The sequence below is a fragment of the Lentzea sp. NPDC036955 genome (assembly GCF_055608005.1).
Window position 1 is genome coordinate 342,603 of sequence record NZ_JBVJRC010000001.1, and the last position, 13,769, is coordinate 356,371.

A 13,769-nucleotide genomic window follows, 5' to 3' on the forward strand; every position below is an offset into this window, starting at 1 on the left:
AACACTACCCAGCGGCACCGACAAAAACTCTCAGCCACTCGGGTAGACGATCACCCGCGCGTCAGTGCATCGACCAGCTGCTCGGCGGTGTCCGAGGCCTCCAGGAGGGCTCCGACGTGCGCTTTCGTCCCGCGCAGCGGTTCGAGCGTCGGAATCCGCACGAGTGATTCGCGACCGAGGTCGAAGATCACCGAGTCCCACGACGCGGCCGCGACCGAGGTCGGGTAGCGCTCCAGGCACCGGCCGCGGAAGTACGCACGCGTGTCCTCCGGCGGCGTCGTGATGGCCGCGCGCACCTCCTCCTCGCTGACCAGGCGCTTCATCGAGCCGCGCGCGACCAGGCGGTTGTAGAGGCCCTTGTCCAGGCGCACGTCCGAGTACTGCAGGTCGACGAGGTTCAGCCGCGCGGAGCCCCAGGCGAGGCCGTCGCGCTGCCGGTAGCCCTCGAGCAGCCGCAGCTTGGCCACCCAGTCGAGCCGGTCCGCGCACAGCGACGGGTCCTTGGCCAGGTCGTTGAGGACCTCGCCCCAGATCCGCAGGACGTCGCGGTCGCCGGTGCCCTCCTTCTCGACGAACGCCGTCGCGCGCTCGAGGTAGGCGAACTGCAGGTCCAGGCCGGTGACCTTGCGGCCGCCGGTCAGCTCGACCTTCGTCTTGAGCGTCGGGTCGTGGCTGATCTGGTGCACCGCGCGCACCGGGTCGACCAGGCGCAGGTCGTCGAACCGCTGCCCGGCCTCGATCATGTCGAGCACCAGCGAGGTGGTGCCGCACTTGAGGTACGTGGAGTACTCGGCGAGGTTCGCGTCGCCGATGATGACGTGCAGGCGCCGGTACTTGTCCGCGTCGGCGTGCGGCTCGTCGCGGGTGTTGATGATGCCGCGCTTGAGCGTGGTCTCCAGGCCGACCTCGACCTCGATGTAGTCGGCGCGCTGGGAGAGCTGGTAGCCGGCCTCCTCGCCGGCGGCACCGATGCCGACGCGCCCGGACCCGGTCACGACCTGGCGCGACACGAAGAACGGCGTGAGGCCCGCGATGACGGCCGTGAACGGCGTCGAGCGCTGCATCAGGTAGTTCTCGTGCGTGCCGTACGACGCGCCCTTGCCGTCGACGTTGTTCTTGTACAGCTGCAGGCGGGGCTGACCGGGCACGGAGGCGGCCTTGATCGCGGCCTCCTCCATCACCCGCTCTCCCGCCTTGTCCCAGATCACCGCGTCGCGCGCGTTGGTGACCTCGGGCGCGGAGTACTCGGGGTGCGCGTGGTCCACGTAGAGCCGCGCACCGTTGGTGAGGATGACGTTCGCCGCGCCCAGGTCCTCGACGTCGGAGTCGGCCGGGTGGCCGCCCGGCGAGCCCAGGTCGAACCCGCGGGCGTCGCGCAGCGGCGACTCCACCTCGTAGTCCCAGCGCGCGCGCCTGGACCGCGGTATGTCCGCCGCCGCCGCGTACGCGAGCACCACCTGTGTCGAAGTGAGCACCGGGTTCGCGGTCGCGTCTCCCGGCACCGCGATGCCGTACTCGACCTCGGTTCCCATGATCCGCCGCATGCGCAACACCTTATGACCTGATCCCCGACAACAGCGTGAGGGGAGCTTCGCGTTGAAGCTCCCCCCAGCCTATTCACCCGGACGCCAATCCGGCGGCAGGCCGGATCCGCGAAGCGCCCCTGGACGGTCCGAACGCGGCCACGACCGCGAGCACGACGACCGCCAGCGCGCCGATGACCAGCGGCAACACCACGGACGCGGTCGGCAGGACGAAGGGAATCCCGATGGCCAGGATCGCGATCACCGCGTACCCGAACCCGAGCACACCCCCTCCGACGACCCCGACGAGGGCCAGCATGACCGCTTCGGCGATCACCCCGCCCTGCAGTCCGCCGCGAGTGACGCCCAAGGCGCGCCGCAGTGCGAGCTCCTTGCGGCGCTCCTGGACGGAGATCGTGAGCGCGGTGCCGATGCCCGTCACGGCGACCGCCACGGACAGCCCGAGCAGCACCATCATCAGCACCGTGCCGAGGTGCATGTACCGGTCGGCCTCCGCGCGCTCGTCGGCGTCGGTCTGCACGATGACGGTCGGGTGGTCCGGCAGCGCGGCCTGCAGACCCGCCCGGAACTGCGCGGGGTCGGTGCCCGGCCGCAGCGCGACCAGCACCTTCTCCGCCGGTCCCGAGGTCAGGCCGCCGAGGACGGGCGTGTACCCGGTGAGCGTGCCGGGAACGGTCCCGACCACCTCGTAGCGCTTGCCGCCGGACTCGACGAACGGCCGGTCCTCCCAGTGCGGCGGCACGATCGCGGTGCCCGCGGTGAACCGCTCGGCACCGGGCACGTTCTGCGCCTTCAGCCACGCCTTGAACTCCTCCGGGTCGGCGCCGGACCCGTTCTCGGCCTTGTGCAGCACGACGTCGGCGGCCACGCCGTCCTGCGCGGGGATCGCCGGCAGCGGCCGCTCCCCCGCGTCGACCACGGTGGCGTCCGGCCGTTCCTCGTTGGCGAACGAGTAGGTCATCTCCTGCGCGGTGCCCAGCAGGACCAGGAAGAACGTCACCATCGAACTGGCCAGCAGCAACGGCAGCGCCACCGACGCCGACCGCTGCGGCATCCTGCGCACCTCGGCCCCGGCGAGCTTCCACTGCGTCCACCGCGCACCGCCGGCCTTGCCGAACAGCCGCGCGATGAACGGCACCGTGACCGGCCCGAGGATCCAGAACAGGCCCGTCACCGCGGCGATCGCGGAGAACGTGACAGCGAGGGGCGCCGCGGCCGTGCCCTTGGCCGCGATGGCCGCCAGCGCGAGGAACGCGGCACCACCGGTGAACAGAAGACCGAACACGAGCCGAAGCCGGCGCACGGACCGTGTCGGCATCTCGTTGTCGGCGTCGCGCAACGCGGCGAGGGGCGACACGCGGGCGGCGTTGATCGCGGGGCGGACGGCGGCGGCGACCGAGAGCACGGCGGCGACGACGACCCCGAGGACCACGTACCCGATCGACGGCAGCAGCTCCGGGCTGAGCTCGACCGCGCCGAACAGCACGGAGATGCCGGTGACGTCGAACGTCCGCGCGAGCACCCACGCCATCGGCCCGCCCAGCAGCGCACCGCCGATGCCGGCCACCGCACCCGTCAGCAGCGCCTCGACCAGGCTCCTGCGCACCAGTGGCCCGCGCTGGGCGCCGATGCACCGCAGCAACGCCGTCTGCCGCTGGCGTTGCGCGTAGACCGCGCGGAACGTGGCGGCGGCGACGAACACGGCCGTCGCGAGGGCCAGGACGCTGAACGGCAGCAGGATGAACGTCAGGTCGTTGCCGATCTTGTCGGCGTCGGGTTCCGGGTCCCACACGGCGTAGGAGGCTCCGGCGGCGGTCTTGACCGCGTCGCGCGCCCCGCCGATGACCCACACCTGCTTGGTCAACGGCTGCGGGTCGAGCTCGCGCGCGAGGTCGGGACCAGCGACCAGGACGGGCCGCGCGTCGATCCCGCCCTTCTTCAGGACACCGCTGACGGTGACCTGCAGCGGTGTGCCGTCGGCGGCGGCCAGCGAGACCTCGTCACCGGGCTTCAGACCGCGCTCGTAGGCGGTGATCTTGTCGACGGCGACCTCGCCGCCGGCGGCGGGCTGCCTCCCCTCCGCCAGCGGCCAGCGCACCAGGTCCGGTTGCTGGACGTGCACCTCGGCGCGGTGCTGCCCGGCGCGGCCGTTCGCGTCCAGCAGGTCGGCCTGCGCCACCTGCACGGGGACCGCCCTGCCGACGGCGGAGAGCATGGTCAGCAGGGCGTCGTCGAGCTTCGGGCGGTCCGCCTCGGCGACCGGGGTGGCGTCGTAGGGCTGCTGCCTGACCTCGACCACGTGCCCGACCGAGGACGGTGTGCCGGGTGCCCCCTCGTCGACCGACCTGGTGAGCGCGTCGCTCAGCACCAGGGCGGCCAGCAGGCAGGCCACGCCGACGACGAGCGCGACTCCGGGCAGCAGCGCGCGGCCCGGCCGGGCGCGGAACTCGGCGACGCCGAGCCGCAGGGAAGTGGACACGGATCCTCCTCGGTGACAACTGACGGTCACGAAGGTAGGAAGGGGGCCGATCAGCGGGCGTCGGACTGCGGTAGCAAGCTGGCGTACGACCACAGGAGGACACGGGGATGATCACCCTCTACGACGAGGACGCCAACCCGGTCGGGGAGGTCTCCCGCGCGCGGATGCGGGCGGAGAACCTCTGGCACGGCTGCGTCCTGATCTTCGTCCGCTCGCTCGACGGCTCCCGCGTGTACGTGCACCGCCGCACCGACACCAAGGACATCTTCCCCGGCCTGTACGACTGCTCGGCCGGCGGCGTGATCGACGCGGGCGAGGCGCCCGGCCCGGCCGCGGAACGCGAGCTCGCCGAGGAGCTCGGCGTCTCCGGCGTGCCGCTGAAGGAGCTCTTCCGCACCCGGTACGTCGACGACCGGACGCGCTACCACGCGTGGGTGTACGAGGTGAGCACCGACGGGCCGTTCACCCACCAGCCGGAGGAGGTGGCGTCGGGCGGGTGGATGGACCTCGGCGAACTGCGCCGCAGGATCGACGACCCGGACTGGCCGCTGGTGCCCGACGCGCGGGCGATCAGCCGGGAGTGGCTGCGGACGCTAGTGCCAGGGGAGGGCTGAGCGGGTCGCCCAGTACTGCTCGGCCGGTTCGGACAGGTCGGGCAGCACGACCTCCACGGACATGGCCCTGGCGTTGGAGCGCAGCTGCTCGGGGCTCGCCGCGCCGGACAGCACCACGTCCACCCACGGCTGCTGGGCGACTGCGGCCAGCGCCACGGCGTCCGTGCCGATGCCGAGCTCCTTCGCCTGCGCGACAACGGGTCCGGGTGCCTGCACGGCGAGCCGGCCGTTGGCCATGCCCTCCTTGATGACGACCTTGAGCCCGGCGGCGTGCGCTTCGCCCAGAGCGGCCGCCGCCGAGGTCTCCAGCACGTTCCAGGTGGACTGGACGGACGTGAAGATGCCGAGGTCGAGCGCTTTGCGGATGGCCTCGGCCTGGTTCGGTCCCGACGTGGAGAACCCGAGCGGGACACCGGTCGCGACCATCGCCTCCTGCAACGCCCGGTCGTCGAACAACGGGCTGTCGGCGGTCAGCGAGTGCACCTGGTAGAGGTCCACACGCGACAGCAGCGCGCGGGTCTCCTGCCACTGCTGGGAGAAGCGGGCGAGCGAGTGCTCCTTGACCTCGTGCACCTCGGCGTCGGCCCGCCAGTCCGCGGTGTAGGCATAGCCCCACTTGCTGGAGACGGTCACGTCGTCGTGGCCGGGCAGCCACTCGCTCAGGAACTGCTCGGACAGGCCGTAGGAGCGGGCCGCGTCGACCCACCTGATGCCGATCTCGTACGCCGCGTCGAGCACGAGGTGGCACTGCGCTCGCATGGCGTCCACGTCCCGCACCCGCGGCAGAGCGTCCTCACGACCGATGTTGATGTAGGCGGGACGACCGAGGGACGCGAGACCGAGTGCCAGCTGTGCCATGCCGACTACCGTAAAACGACCCCTGTCACGGCGAACGGCGGCCCCTGGGGACCGCCGTTCACCTGACCCGCCGGGGCCGGTCGAGCTCCGCCGATCAGAAGTCGTCGGCCGTGCGGAGGTGGTTGCGCACCCACTTGCCGGAGTCCTTCAGCGGCCCCTCGCCGGAGAAGCCGCTGCCCGAGCACGTGCCGCTCTTGAACACCGCGCCCGTGCGGTGGTCGTCGGAGAAGTTCCAGTTCGTCCAGGAGATCTTGGCCTCCTTCATGAACGCGATGAACTTGTTCGCCATGGTGAAGTCGTTGGGACCGTCACCGGAGGCCTCCTGCGAACCGAACTCGGTGACGAAGACCGGCACCTGGCTCGAGACCGTGCGCAACGCGTTGAGGTACGAGTCGCGGTGGTCCTTCGCGTAGAAGTGGAACGTGTACATCAGGTTCGAGGCGTTGACCTTGTTGCGGCTGACCTCGTTGACGTCGCGGCCGTCGGACAGGCCGAACGTCGACCAGCCGTGCGTGCCCACGAGCACGAGGCTGTCCGGGTCCTCCGCGCGGATCGTCGGGATGACGGCCTCCGCGTAGGACTTCACCCGCGACCACGTGACGCCGTTCGGCTCGTTCGCGATGTCGTAGATGATGTTCGTCTTGTCCTTGTGGCGCTGGGCGATCTCCTTGAAGAACGTCTTGGCGCGCGCGGTGTTGTGGTTCGGGTCGCCCGGCGAGAGCTGGTGCCAGTCGACCAGCGCGTAGAGGCCGCGCTTGGTGGCCTCCTCGATGTAGCCGTGCACCAGGTCGGTGAACTTCCGGGGGTTCGACTCGTAGCCGCCCTCCTGGACGTACATCGAGATGCGGAGGACGTCGGCCTTCCAGTCGTTGGCGAGCGCGTCCAGCGACGCGGTCTTGACGCACTGGGAGTACCACTGGATGCCGTGCGTGCTCATGCCGCGCAACTGGATCTGCTTGCCGTTCTTGTTGCACAGCTTGACGCCGCACACCTTCAGCTGGCCGTTGACCGCCGCGGGCGAGCCCGCGGGCAGCGCGGCGGCGGAAACGTCGGCGGCGGCCGAACTGCCCGCCGTCACACCGGTCAGGGGGAGCACGACTGCCGCGGCGAGCGCCACCACAGACTTCTGCCAAGCCATTCAGCGTCTCCTCTCGGACGGGCGGCGATTAGTTAGGTAAGTTTCCTTACCGATTAAAGGTATAGATGACCTTAAGGCCGCCCCAAGAGTGCGTCAAGCATCTTGTCGCAGAAGAGTCACAGTTCCGGTACCGAGAGTCACCAGTGCGTAAAGCACCAAAACTGCGACGGCGGCCGGCGCACTCAGCGGCGCGTCCTCGGCGGCACCCGCCACCTCCCACACCAGGTACGGCACCATCACCGCCGAGGCGTCGACGTTCCACGGCGGCGGCAGCATCGGCGTGATCGCGGGAATGCCCCAGAGCAGCACGCCGACGACCACGACCGCGACGGCCGTCGACCGCACGGCGAGCCCCAGACCGAGGCCGACCAGCCCCGTGACCAGGATCGACAGCACCGCCGCGCCCGCCCACGGCAGCACGTCGCCGAGGTCCTCCCACGGCGCGATCGGCGGCGGCCGGTCCCCCATGAACAACCGGCTGCTGCCGATGCTCAGCGCGAGCGCCGCGGTGCCGAGGACCACGGCCGCGGTGGCGACGAGGGCGGTCTTGGCGGCCAGCAGGCGCTTCCGGTCCGGCACGGCGGTCAGCGCGGTGAGCCGCGGGTCGGACGTCGCGACCAGGGCGCCGAGCGCGGCGACCAGGAACTGCGCGACCGGCGTGATCACCACGCTGCTGTCGGCGGAGGCGAACTTCGCCTGTTCCACGGCCGGCGAGGCGTCGTAGTCCTGCACGATCAGCCACGACAGCACCGCCCCCGCGGCCAGCACCAGACCGAGCGCGATGACCAGCCCGTGCGACGACCTGACCGTCCGGAGCTTGATCCACTCGGCGGCGAACGCGTTCCTCACAGGCCCCTCCCGGAGGTGAGGTCGAGGTAGGCGTCCTCCAGCGAACCGTTGCGGGTCAACGCCTCCATCGGTGTCTCCGCGACCAGCCGTCCTCGTGCGACGATCACGACGTGGTCGGCGGTCAGCGCCATCTCGCTCATCAGGTGGCTGGAGACGAAGACCGTGCGGCCCTGCTCCGCGAGCGACCGCATGAGCTCGCGGATCCACCGCACGCCCTCGGGGTCGAGGCCGTTGACCGGCTCGTCGAACATCAGGACCTGCGGGTCGCCCAGCAACGCCGCCGCGACGCCGAGCCGTTGCTTCATGCCGAGCGACAGCGCCCGGATCCGCCTGTGCCGCACGCCGCCCAGGCCGACCTGCTCGACCAGCTCCTCCGCGCGGCGGTGGGGAATGCCGTTGCTCGCGGCGATCCAGCGCAGGTGGTCGAGCGCCCTGCGGCCGTGGTGGACCGCGGCCGGGTCGAGCAGCACGCCGACGTGCCGCAGCGGCCGGTCCAGCTCCGCGTACCTCCTGCCGCAGACCAGCGCCTCGCCCCTCGTGGGCCGGTCCAGGCCGACGACCATGCGCATGGCCGTGGACTTGCCGGCGCCGTTCGGGCCGAGGAAGCCCGTCACCAGTCCCGGCCGGACGGTGAACGACAGGTCGTCGACCGCCGTGGTGCCGCCGTATCTCTTCGTCAGGTTCCGCACCTCGATCATGCGGAGAAGAGTCGGCGGTCGCGCGCTCCACCGGATCGGACCGTGCTCCGATCTCCCGAATCGGACCGTGGTCCGAGGCGTGCGGTCCCGCGGGTCGTTACCTTCGGTCCCGTGATGGCGAAGCTGCACCTCTACCTGGTCGACGCGGCGGCCGCGCTGGTGATCTGGGTCCTCGTCGCCTACGCGATCCTCGAACCGCACCAGCACCCGTCGCCGTGGGTCGCGGTACCGGTGGCCGGGCTGGTCGCCGCTCCGGTGGCCGTGCGCCGGTGGTGGCCGGAGCTGTCACTGGCGGTGAGCACCGCGGCGATGGTGTTCTCGGTCATCAGCCGGGTGCTGCCGATCCCGGCGCTCGGCGCGCCGCTGGGCGCGGTCTGCTTTTGCCTCTACACGATGGCGGTCGACCGTGACCGGGTCTGGTCGCTGGGCGCGTTCCTGGTGGCGATCACCGCCACCGCCGTCGTCTCCGGCGGTGAGCCCGAGAACGTCCTGGTCGCGTTCGCCGCCCTGGGCGCGGTGTGGGCCATCGGCTACACCACCCGCCTGCGGCGTTCGATGATCGAGCGGGAGGCGTCCCGGCAGGCCGAGCAGGCACTCGCCGACGAACGCCTGCGCATCGCCCGCGAGCTGCACGACGTGGTGGCGCACAACCTCTCGCTGATCGCCGTGCAGGCCGGCAACGCCGCACACGTGCGTTCACCCGAGCACGCGTACAGCGCGTTGCAGGTCATCTCCGAGACGAGCCGTGCGGCCCTGACCGAGATGCGGGGGCTGCTGGGCGTGCTGCGCTCCGACGCCGACCTGGCGCCCTCCCCCGGCCTCGACGGGCTGGCCGACCTCGCCGACCGCGCCTCGCTCGCCGGGGTGCGCGTCGCGCTGGAGGTGACGGGCGGGACGGTCGTGCCGGAGGGGATCGCGCTGTCGGCGTACCGGATCGTGCAGGAGGCGCTGACCAACGTGGTGAAGCACGCGGCACCCGCGGCGTGCACGGTGCTGGTGCGGATCACGGCGGAGGCCGTGGTGGTCGACGTCACCGACGACGGTCCCGGGGTGCGGGAGCTGGGGACGGGGCACGGGTTGGTCGGGATGAGGGAACGCGTGGCGGTGTACGGCGGGACGTTCAGCGCGGGACAACGCGAGGGTGGCGGGTTCCGGGTCCACGCGGAGCTGCCGATCCGATGACCAGCGTGCTGATCGTCGACGACCAGGCGTTGCTGCGCGCGAGCTTCCGGCTGCTCGTCGACAACGAACCCGGCCTGACCGCGGTGGGCGAGGCCGGCACCGGAGCCGAGGCCGTGGCGCTGGCCGCGTCCCTGCGACCGGACGTGGTACTGATGGACATCCGCATGCCGGAGATGGACGGCATCGAGGCCACGCGGCTGCTGGACGGCCCGCGCGTGCTGGTGCTGACCACGTTCGACCTCGACGAGTACGTGTTCGGCGCCCTGCGCGCCGGTGCCTCGGGTTTCCTGCTGAAGGACACACCACCGGCCGAACTGCTGGCGGCGATCCGCGTGGTTGCCTCCGGCGAGGCGCTGCTGTCGCCGTCTGTCACCCGGCAGCTGATCTCCGAGTTCGTGCGGCGGCCCTCGGCGCCACCGGTGCGCGGGCTGGAGGTGCTGACCGAACGCGAGAAGGAGGTGCTGCGGCTGATCGCGCGCGGGCTGTCGAACGCGGAGATCATGGCCGAGCTGCACGTCAGCACCGGCACGGTGAAGACGCACATCGGAAACCTGCTGGCGAAGCTGCACGCGCGGGACCGCGCGCAGCTGGTGATCGCGGCCTACGAGTCCGGCCTGGCCCGCTGACCTCTGCGATCCCTGCCTGGTTCGACTGGCGGCGAACAGGTTGGTGGTGGTCAACGGCGATTCGATCATGTGTTGGTGGTACTTGCAGATGCCTGAGCAGACAAGCGGGGAGGGGGTACCGGCACGTGGAACCGCCCCGGTCGCGAGGAGCGACCGGGGCGGTTCGGTTCGAAGCGGTGTTACAGGTACGTGCCGGTGTTCGTGGCCGTGTCGATCGCGCGGCCGGCGTCCTGGTTCTTCCCGGTGACGAGCGTGCGGATGTAGACGATCCGCTCGCCCTTCTTGCCCGAGATGCGCGCCCAGTCGTCCGGGTTCGTCGTGTTCGGCAGGTCCTCGTTCTCGGCGAACTCGTCGAGGATGGCGGCCTGCAGGTGCCGGACGGAGAGCCCGGGCTGCTTGGTGTCCAGCAGCGACTTGATCGCCGCCTTCTTCGCCCTGTCGACGATGTTCTGGATCATGGCGCCGGAGTTGAAGTCCCGGAAGTACAGGACCTCCTTGTCACCGTTGGCGTAGGTGACCTCCAGGAACCGGTTGTCCTCTGACTCCTCGTACATGCGCTCCACGGTGTGCTGCACCATGCCCTCGATGCAGGCCTTCGGGTCCCCGCCGAACTCGGCGAGGTCGTCGGCGTGCAGCGGGAGGTTCGGCGTCAGGTACTTGTTGAAGATGTCCTTCGCGCCCTCGGCGTCCGGCCGCTCGATCTTGATCTTCACGTCGAGGCGGCCGGGGCGGAGGATCGCCGGGTCGATCATGTCCTCGCGGTTGGAGGCGCCGATGACGATGACGTTCTCCAGGCCCTCGACGCCGTCGATCTCGGCGAGGAGCTGGGGCACGATCGTCGTCTCGACGTCGGACGACACACCGGAACCGCGGGTGCGGAAGATCGAGTCCATCTCGTCGAAGAACACGATCACCGGGGTGCCGTCGGAGGCCTTCTCCCGAGCCCGCTGGAAGATCAGGCGGATGTGCCGCTCGGTCTCACCGACGAACTTGTTGAGGAGCTCCGGGCCCTTGATGTTGAGGAAGTACGACTTCGCCTGCTTGTCGGTCTCCCCGCGGATCTCGCGCACCTTCTTGGCGAGCGAGTTCGCGACGGCCTTGGCGATGAGCGTCTTGCCGCAGCCGGGAGGGCCGTAGAGCAGCACGCCCTTGGGCGGGCGCAGCTCGTACTCGCGGAACAGGTCGGCGTGCAGGAACGGCAGCTCCACCGCGTCGCGGATCTGCTCGATCTGCCGCGACAGACCGCCGATGTCGCTGTAGTCGATGTCCGGGACCTCTTCGAGCACGAGGTCCTCGACCTCGGCCTTGGGCACCCGCTCGTAGGCGAAGCCCGCCTTCGAGTCGACGAGCAGCGAGTCGCCGGGCTTGAGCGGCGCGTCGAGCAGCGGCTGGGCGAGCCAGACCACCCTCTCCTCGTCCGCGTGCCCCACGACCAGCGCCCGTGCGATCTGGTCCTCCCCGTCCTCGGAGAGCACCTCCCGCAGCGCGCAGACCTCACCCGACCGCTCGAACCCGCCGGCCTCGACGACCGTGAGCGCCTCGTTGAGGCGCACCGACTGGCCGAAGGAGAGCTTCTCCGGCTCGACCGCCGGGGACACGGCGACCCGCATCCGGCGGCCGGACGTGAAGACGTCCACCGTCCCGTCGTCGAACCGCGCCATGAAGACGCCGTACCCGCTGGGCGGTTGCGCCAGCCGGTCGACCTCCTCACGCAGCGCGAGCAGTTGGCTTCGTGCTTCGCGGAGGGTGTCTATGAGCTTCGTGTTTCGCTCGGTCAGTTGGCTGACGCGTTCGGTCGCCTCCGCCAGCCGCTGCTCCAGCAGCCGCGCGTGGCGGGGGGACTCGGTCAGCTTGCGGCGCAACGACGCGATCTCGTCCTCGAGGAACCTGATCTGCGCGTTCAGCTCAGCAGAGTTGTTGCCATGGTTCAGCTCGCCACCCTCATCGGGTTGGCTGCCGGGATGACCGTGCTGCATGTCGGCACCCTCCTCCCGTGTACGTACCGATTACGGTACCGGCGATCACCGACAAAATGGGGTACTCACAACATCATCTTCGCTCGTGTGACGCAACGGTCCCGCCTCCAACAGAGGTCAACTGCTCCATCCCGGTGCCCGGTTCGCCCGGCTTCCCACTACCGTGCGTCCCGAAAACCAGCACCGGCCTTTCGTGTCGCGACACGCCCGCCGACCTGCGAGAAGTCCGACGGGGGGATGATCGGGACACCGACTCGGCTGCCCCATCCCCACGATGCGCGACCACCCTCAGACATTCGCAGGCACGCTTGGTACGGTTCACAGTTCGGCGACGAGCACGAACGTGTCGCGATCCCACCAGGTGGACCACGACGTGCCCCGTTCGGCGGTCACGCACCGCTACCCACCTCGTTCCCGTTCGTCGGAGGACCCCGCTCGAGCAGGGCTCCGGTGCGTTCAGCGGGCCTGCGGCCAACCGGGTGGTCTTGCCGGCGCAACCGGCGCACCACCCGACAGCGCAGTGCATCGCACTCGATTCCCGCCGGAGTGCCGCAATCGTTATCAGCCAGGACCTCCGCGTCACCCCATCGCAACAGCGGGTGGCAGGGCTCCATGACGGCGGACCGGTTCGCCGACGTGGCCTGTCCCGGCTTCCTCAAGGAGGGCGAGGGCGCGAGGCAACCCGCTCAGACCGCGCCCGGTGTGACCGTCGGCGAGGTGGCCGTGTCGGGTGAGACGGGTACCTTCGACCTGCGCATGGACGACCTGGTGAACGCCGAGGGTGAGAAGGGCTTCATCCTGTACGGCATGACGCTGCAGAAGAAGGACTCCGGCTGGCTCGTGTGCGGCGGATCCGCGGTGGAGGAAAGCCGCTCCACCGGCTGACGCGTCGAACCCAGTTCTCCACCTCAGCACCACATCATCCAGTTCGGGGGAGTTTCCGATGACCTACCCGCCGCAGCAGCCCGGTCCGCACGGGCAGCAGCCGCAGCCCGGTGGTCCGTACGGGCAGCAGCCGCCGCAGCAGCCGGGTTACGGCCAGCAGCCGCAGCCCGGATACGGCCAGCCCCAGCCCGGCTACGGCCAGCAGCCCCCTCAGCCGGGCTACGGCGCGCCGCAGCCCGGTTACGGCCAGCCGCAGCAGGACCCGTTCGGCCCGCCCAGCGGCGGTTTCCAGCAGAGCCCCTACGGCCAGCAGCCCGGCCCGTACGGGCAGCAGCCGCAGCCCGGTTTCGGCGGCCCCGGCTACGGCGGCCCGCCGCCCAAGAAGAGCAAGACCGGCCTGATCATCGGCGTGGTCGCCGCGGTCGTCGTCGTGCTCGGCGGTGGCATCACGGCCGCCGTCCTGCTCTCCGGCAACGACTCGGACAACAACGCCAGCAGCACGTCCGACCCCGGCAGCAGCGACGGCAAGTCCGGTGACGACGACGCCGACGTCAAGAAGGTCGCCGAGGAGTACATCGCCGCGGCCAGCACCCGCAACGAGAGCAAGGCCAAGTCCTTGACCTGCAAGGCGGTGCTCGACGAGGCGGCGGCGCTGGAGAAGAACCTCACCGAGGAGCAGAAGAAGCTCGCGGAGGAGCTCAAGAAGCTGCCGGTGCCCAAGCTCACCTACAAGGGCGCCGACGTGTCCGGCGACACCGCGAAGGTGAAGATCAACAGCGTCTCGTCGTACAGCGGTCAGACGCAGGACCTGGACATCGACTACACGTTCAAGAAGGAGTCTGGCAAGTGGAAGTACTGCCAGCTCGTCAAGGACCTGAAGCTCCCCACGGCGCCGACCAAGTGACATCGTGAGCAAGAGG

At 70.3% G+C, this 13,769-nt stretch carries 11 protein-coding genes and 1 pseudogene; 5 read left to right on the plus strand and 7 right to left on the minus strand.

Annotated elements, in window-relative coordinates; all coding sequences use genetic code 11:
* Window positions 1-50: 50 nt before the first annotated feature.
* Together dop and ACZ7CF_RS01675 are read right to left on the minus strand one after the other, a co-directional pair.
* The gene (dop, locus tag ACZ7CF_RS01670) at window positions 51-1,544 is read right to left on the minus strand and encodes a depupylase/deamidase Dop (RefSeq protein WP_360387317.1); all 1,494 of its coding nucleotides are present in this window, start codon (window positions 1,542-1,544) and stop codon (window positions 51-53) included.
* A gap of 73 nt (window positions 1,545-1,617) precedes the next feature.
* On the minus strand, window positions 1,618-4,023 hold the full coding sequence (locus ACZ7CF_RS01675; protein ID WP_470368557.1) for an FtsX-like permease family protein: 2,406 nt from the start codon (window positions 4,021-4,023) through the stop codon (window positions 1,618-1,620).
* Between the two features lie 107 nt (window positions 4,024-4,130).
* Between ACZ7CF_RS01675 and ACZ7CF_RS01680 the strand changes: the two genes are divergently transcribed.
* Complete coding sequence (locus ACZ7CF_RS01680; protein ID WP_360387311.1) at window positions 4,131-4,637, plus strand: NUDIX hydrolase; 507 nt, start codon at window positions 4,131-4,133, stop codon at window positions 4,635-4,637.
* Here ACZ7CF_RS01680 and ACZ7CF_RS01685 read toward each other — a convergent pair.
* The 4 genes and pseudogenes from ACZ7CF_RS01685 to ACZ7CF_RS01700 form a co-directional block, all read right to left on the minus strand.
* Complete coding sequence (locus ACZ7CF_RS01685) at window positions 4,617-5,495, minus strand: aldo/keto reductase (RefSeq protein WP_360387309.1); 879 nt, start codon at window positions 5,493-5,495, stop codon at window positions 4,617-4,619. The two genes, ACZ7CF_RS01680 and ACZ7CF_RS01685, sit on opposite strands and share 21 nt — an antisense overlap.
* 94 nt (window positions 5,496-5,589) lie before the next feature.
* On the minus strand, window positions 5,590-6,633 hold the full coding sequence (locus ACZ7CF_RS01690) for a glycoside hydrolase family 5 protein (RefSeq protein ID WP_360387307.1): 1,044 nt from the start codon (window positions 6,631-6,633) through the stop codon (window positions 5,590-5,592).
* Window positions 6,634-6,726: 93 nt separating this feature from the next.
* On the minus strand, window positions 6,727-7,482 hold the full coding sequence (locus tag ACZ7CF_RS01695) for an ABC transporter permease (protein WP_470368558.1): 756 nt from the start codon (window positions 7,480-7,482) through the stop codon (window positions 6,727-6,729).
* A 53-nt stretch (window positions 7,483-7,535) separates the two neighbouring features.
* Window positions 7,536-8,180, minus strand: a pseudogene (locus ACZ7CF_RS01700) (ABC transporter ATP-binding protein); the annotation flags it as partial.
* 114 nt (window positions 8,181-8,294) lie between these two features.
* Between ACZ7CF_RS01700 and ACZ7CF_RS01705 the strand changes: the two are divergent.
* Window positions 8,295-9,362 (plus strand): sensor histidine kinase, encoded by a 1,068-nt coding sequence (locus ACZ7CF_RS01705; RefSeq protein ID WP_470368883.1) that lies wholly within the window; start codon window positions 8,295-8,297, stop codon window positions 9,360-9,362.
* A complete protein-coding gene (locus ACZ7CF_RS01710) occupies window positions 9,359-9,988 on the plus strand; it encodes a response regulator transcription factor (protein WP_360387302.1) in 630 nt (209 codons plus the stop codon). The genes ACZ7CF_RS01705 and ACZ7CF_RS01710 overlap by 4 nt, the downstream gene beginning before the upstream one ends.
* 179 nt (window positions 9,989-10,167) lie before the next feature.
* Here the strand turns inward: ACZ7CF_RS01710 and arc are convergent, their stop codons facing one another.
* The gene (gene arc, locus ACZ7CF_RS01715; protein ID WP_360387299.1) at window positions 10,168-11,964 is read right to left on the minus strand and encodes a proteasome ATPase; all 1,797 of its coding nucleotides are present in this window, start codon (window positions 11,962-11,964) and stop codon (window positions 10,168-10,170) included.
* 612 nt (window positions 11,965-12,576) lie between these two features.
* Between arc and ACZ7CF_RS01720 the strand changes: the two genes are divergently transcribed.
* Both ACZ7CF_RS01720 and ACZ7CF_RS01725 read left to right on the plus strand, forming a co-directional pair.
* The gene (locus tag ACZ7CF_RS01720; protein ID WP_470368559.1) at window positions 12,577-12,849 is read left to right on the plus strand and encodes a hypothetical protein; all 273 of its coding nucleotides are present in this window, start codon (window positions 12,577-12,579) and stop codon (window positions 12,847-12,849) included.
* Between the two features lie 58 nt (window positions 12,850-12,907).
* Entirely contained in the window at window positions 12,908-13,753 is an 846-nt protein-coding gene (locus ACZ7CF_RS01725) for an Rv0361 family membrane protein (protein ID WP_470368560.1), read from the plus strand.
* Window positions 13,754-13,769: the final 16 nt, after the last annotated feature.

Coding starts and splice junctions, on each gene's coding strand:
- dop (WP_360387317.1), bottom strand. CDS start 1,544: ATGCGGCGGATCATGGGAACCGAGGTCGAGTACGGCATCGCGGTGCCG.
- ACZ7CF_RS01690 (WP_360387307.1), bottom strand. CDS start 6,633: ATGGCTTGGCAGAAGTCTGTGGTGGCGCTCGCCGCGGCAGTCGTGCTC.
- arc (WP_360387299.1), bottom strand. CDS start 11,964: ATGCAGCACGGTCATCCCGGCAGCCAACCCGATGAGGGTGGCGAGCTG.
- ACZ7CF_RS01705 (WP_470368883.1), top strand. CDS start 8,295: ATGGCGAAGCTGCACCTCTACCTGGTCGACGCGGCGGCCGCGCTGGTG.
- ACZ7CF_RS01720 (WP_470368559.1), top strand. CDS start 12,577: ATGACGGCGGACCGGTTCGCCGACGTGGCCTGTCCCGGCTTCCTCAAG.
- ACZ7CF_RS01710 (WP_360387302.1), top strand. CDS start 9,359: ATGACCAGCGTGCTGATCGTCGACGACCAGGCGTTGCTGCGCGCGAGC.
- ACZ7CF_RS01725 (WP_470368560.1), top strand. CDS start 12,908: ATGACCTACCCGCCGCAGCAGCCCGGTCCGCACGGGCAGCAGCCGCAG.
- ACZ7CF_RS01680 (WP_360387311.1), top strand. CDS start 4,131: ATGATCACCCTCTACGACGAGGACGCCAACCCGGTCGGGGAGGTCTCC.
- ACZ7CF_RS01685 (WP_360387309.1), bottom strand. CDS start 5,495: ATGGCACAGCTGGCACTCGGTCTCGCGTCCCTCGGTCGTCCCGCCTAC.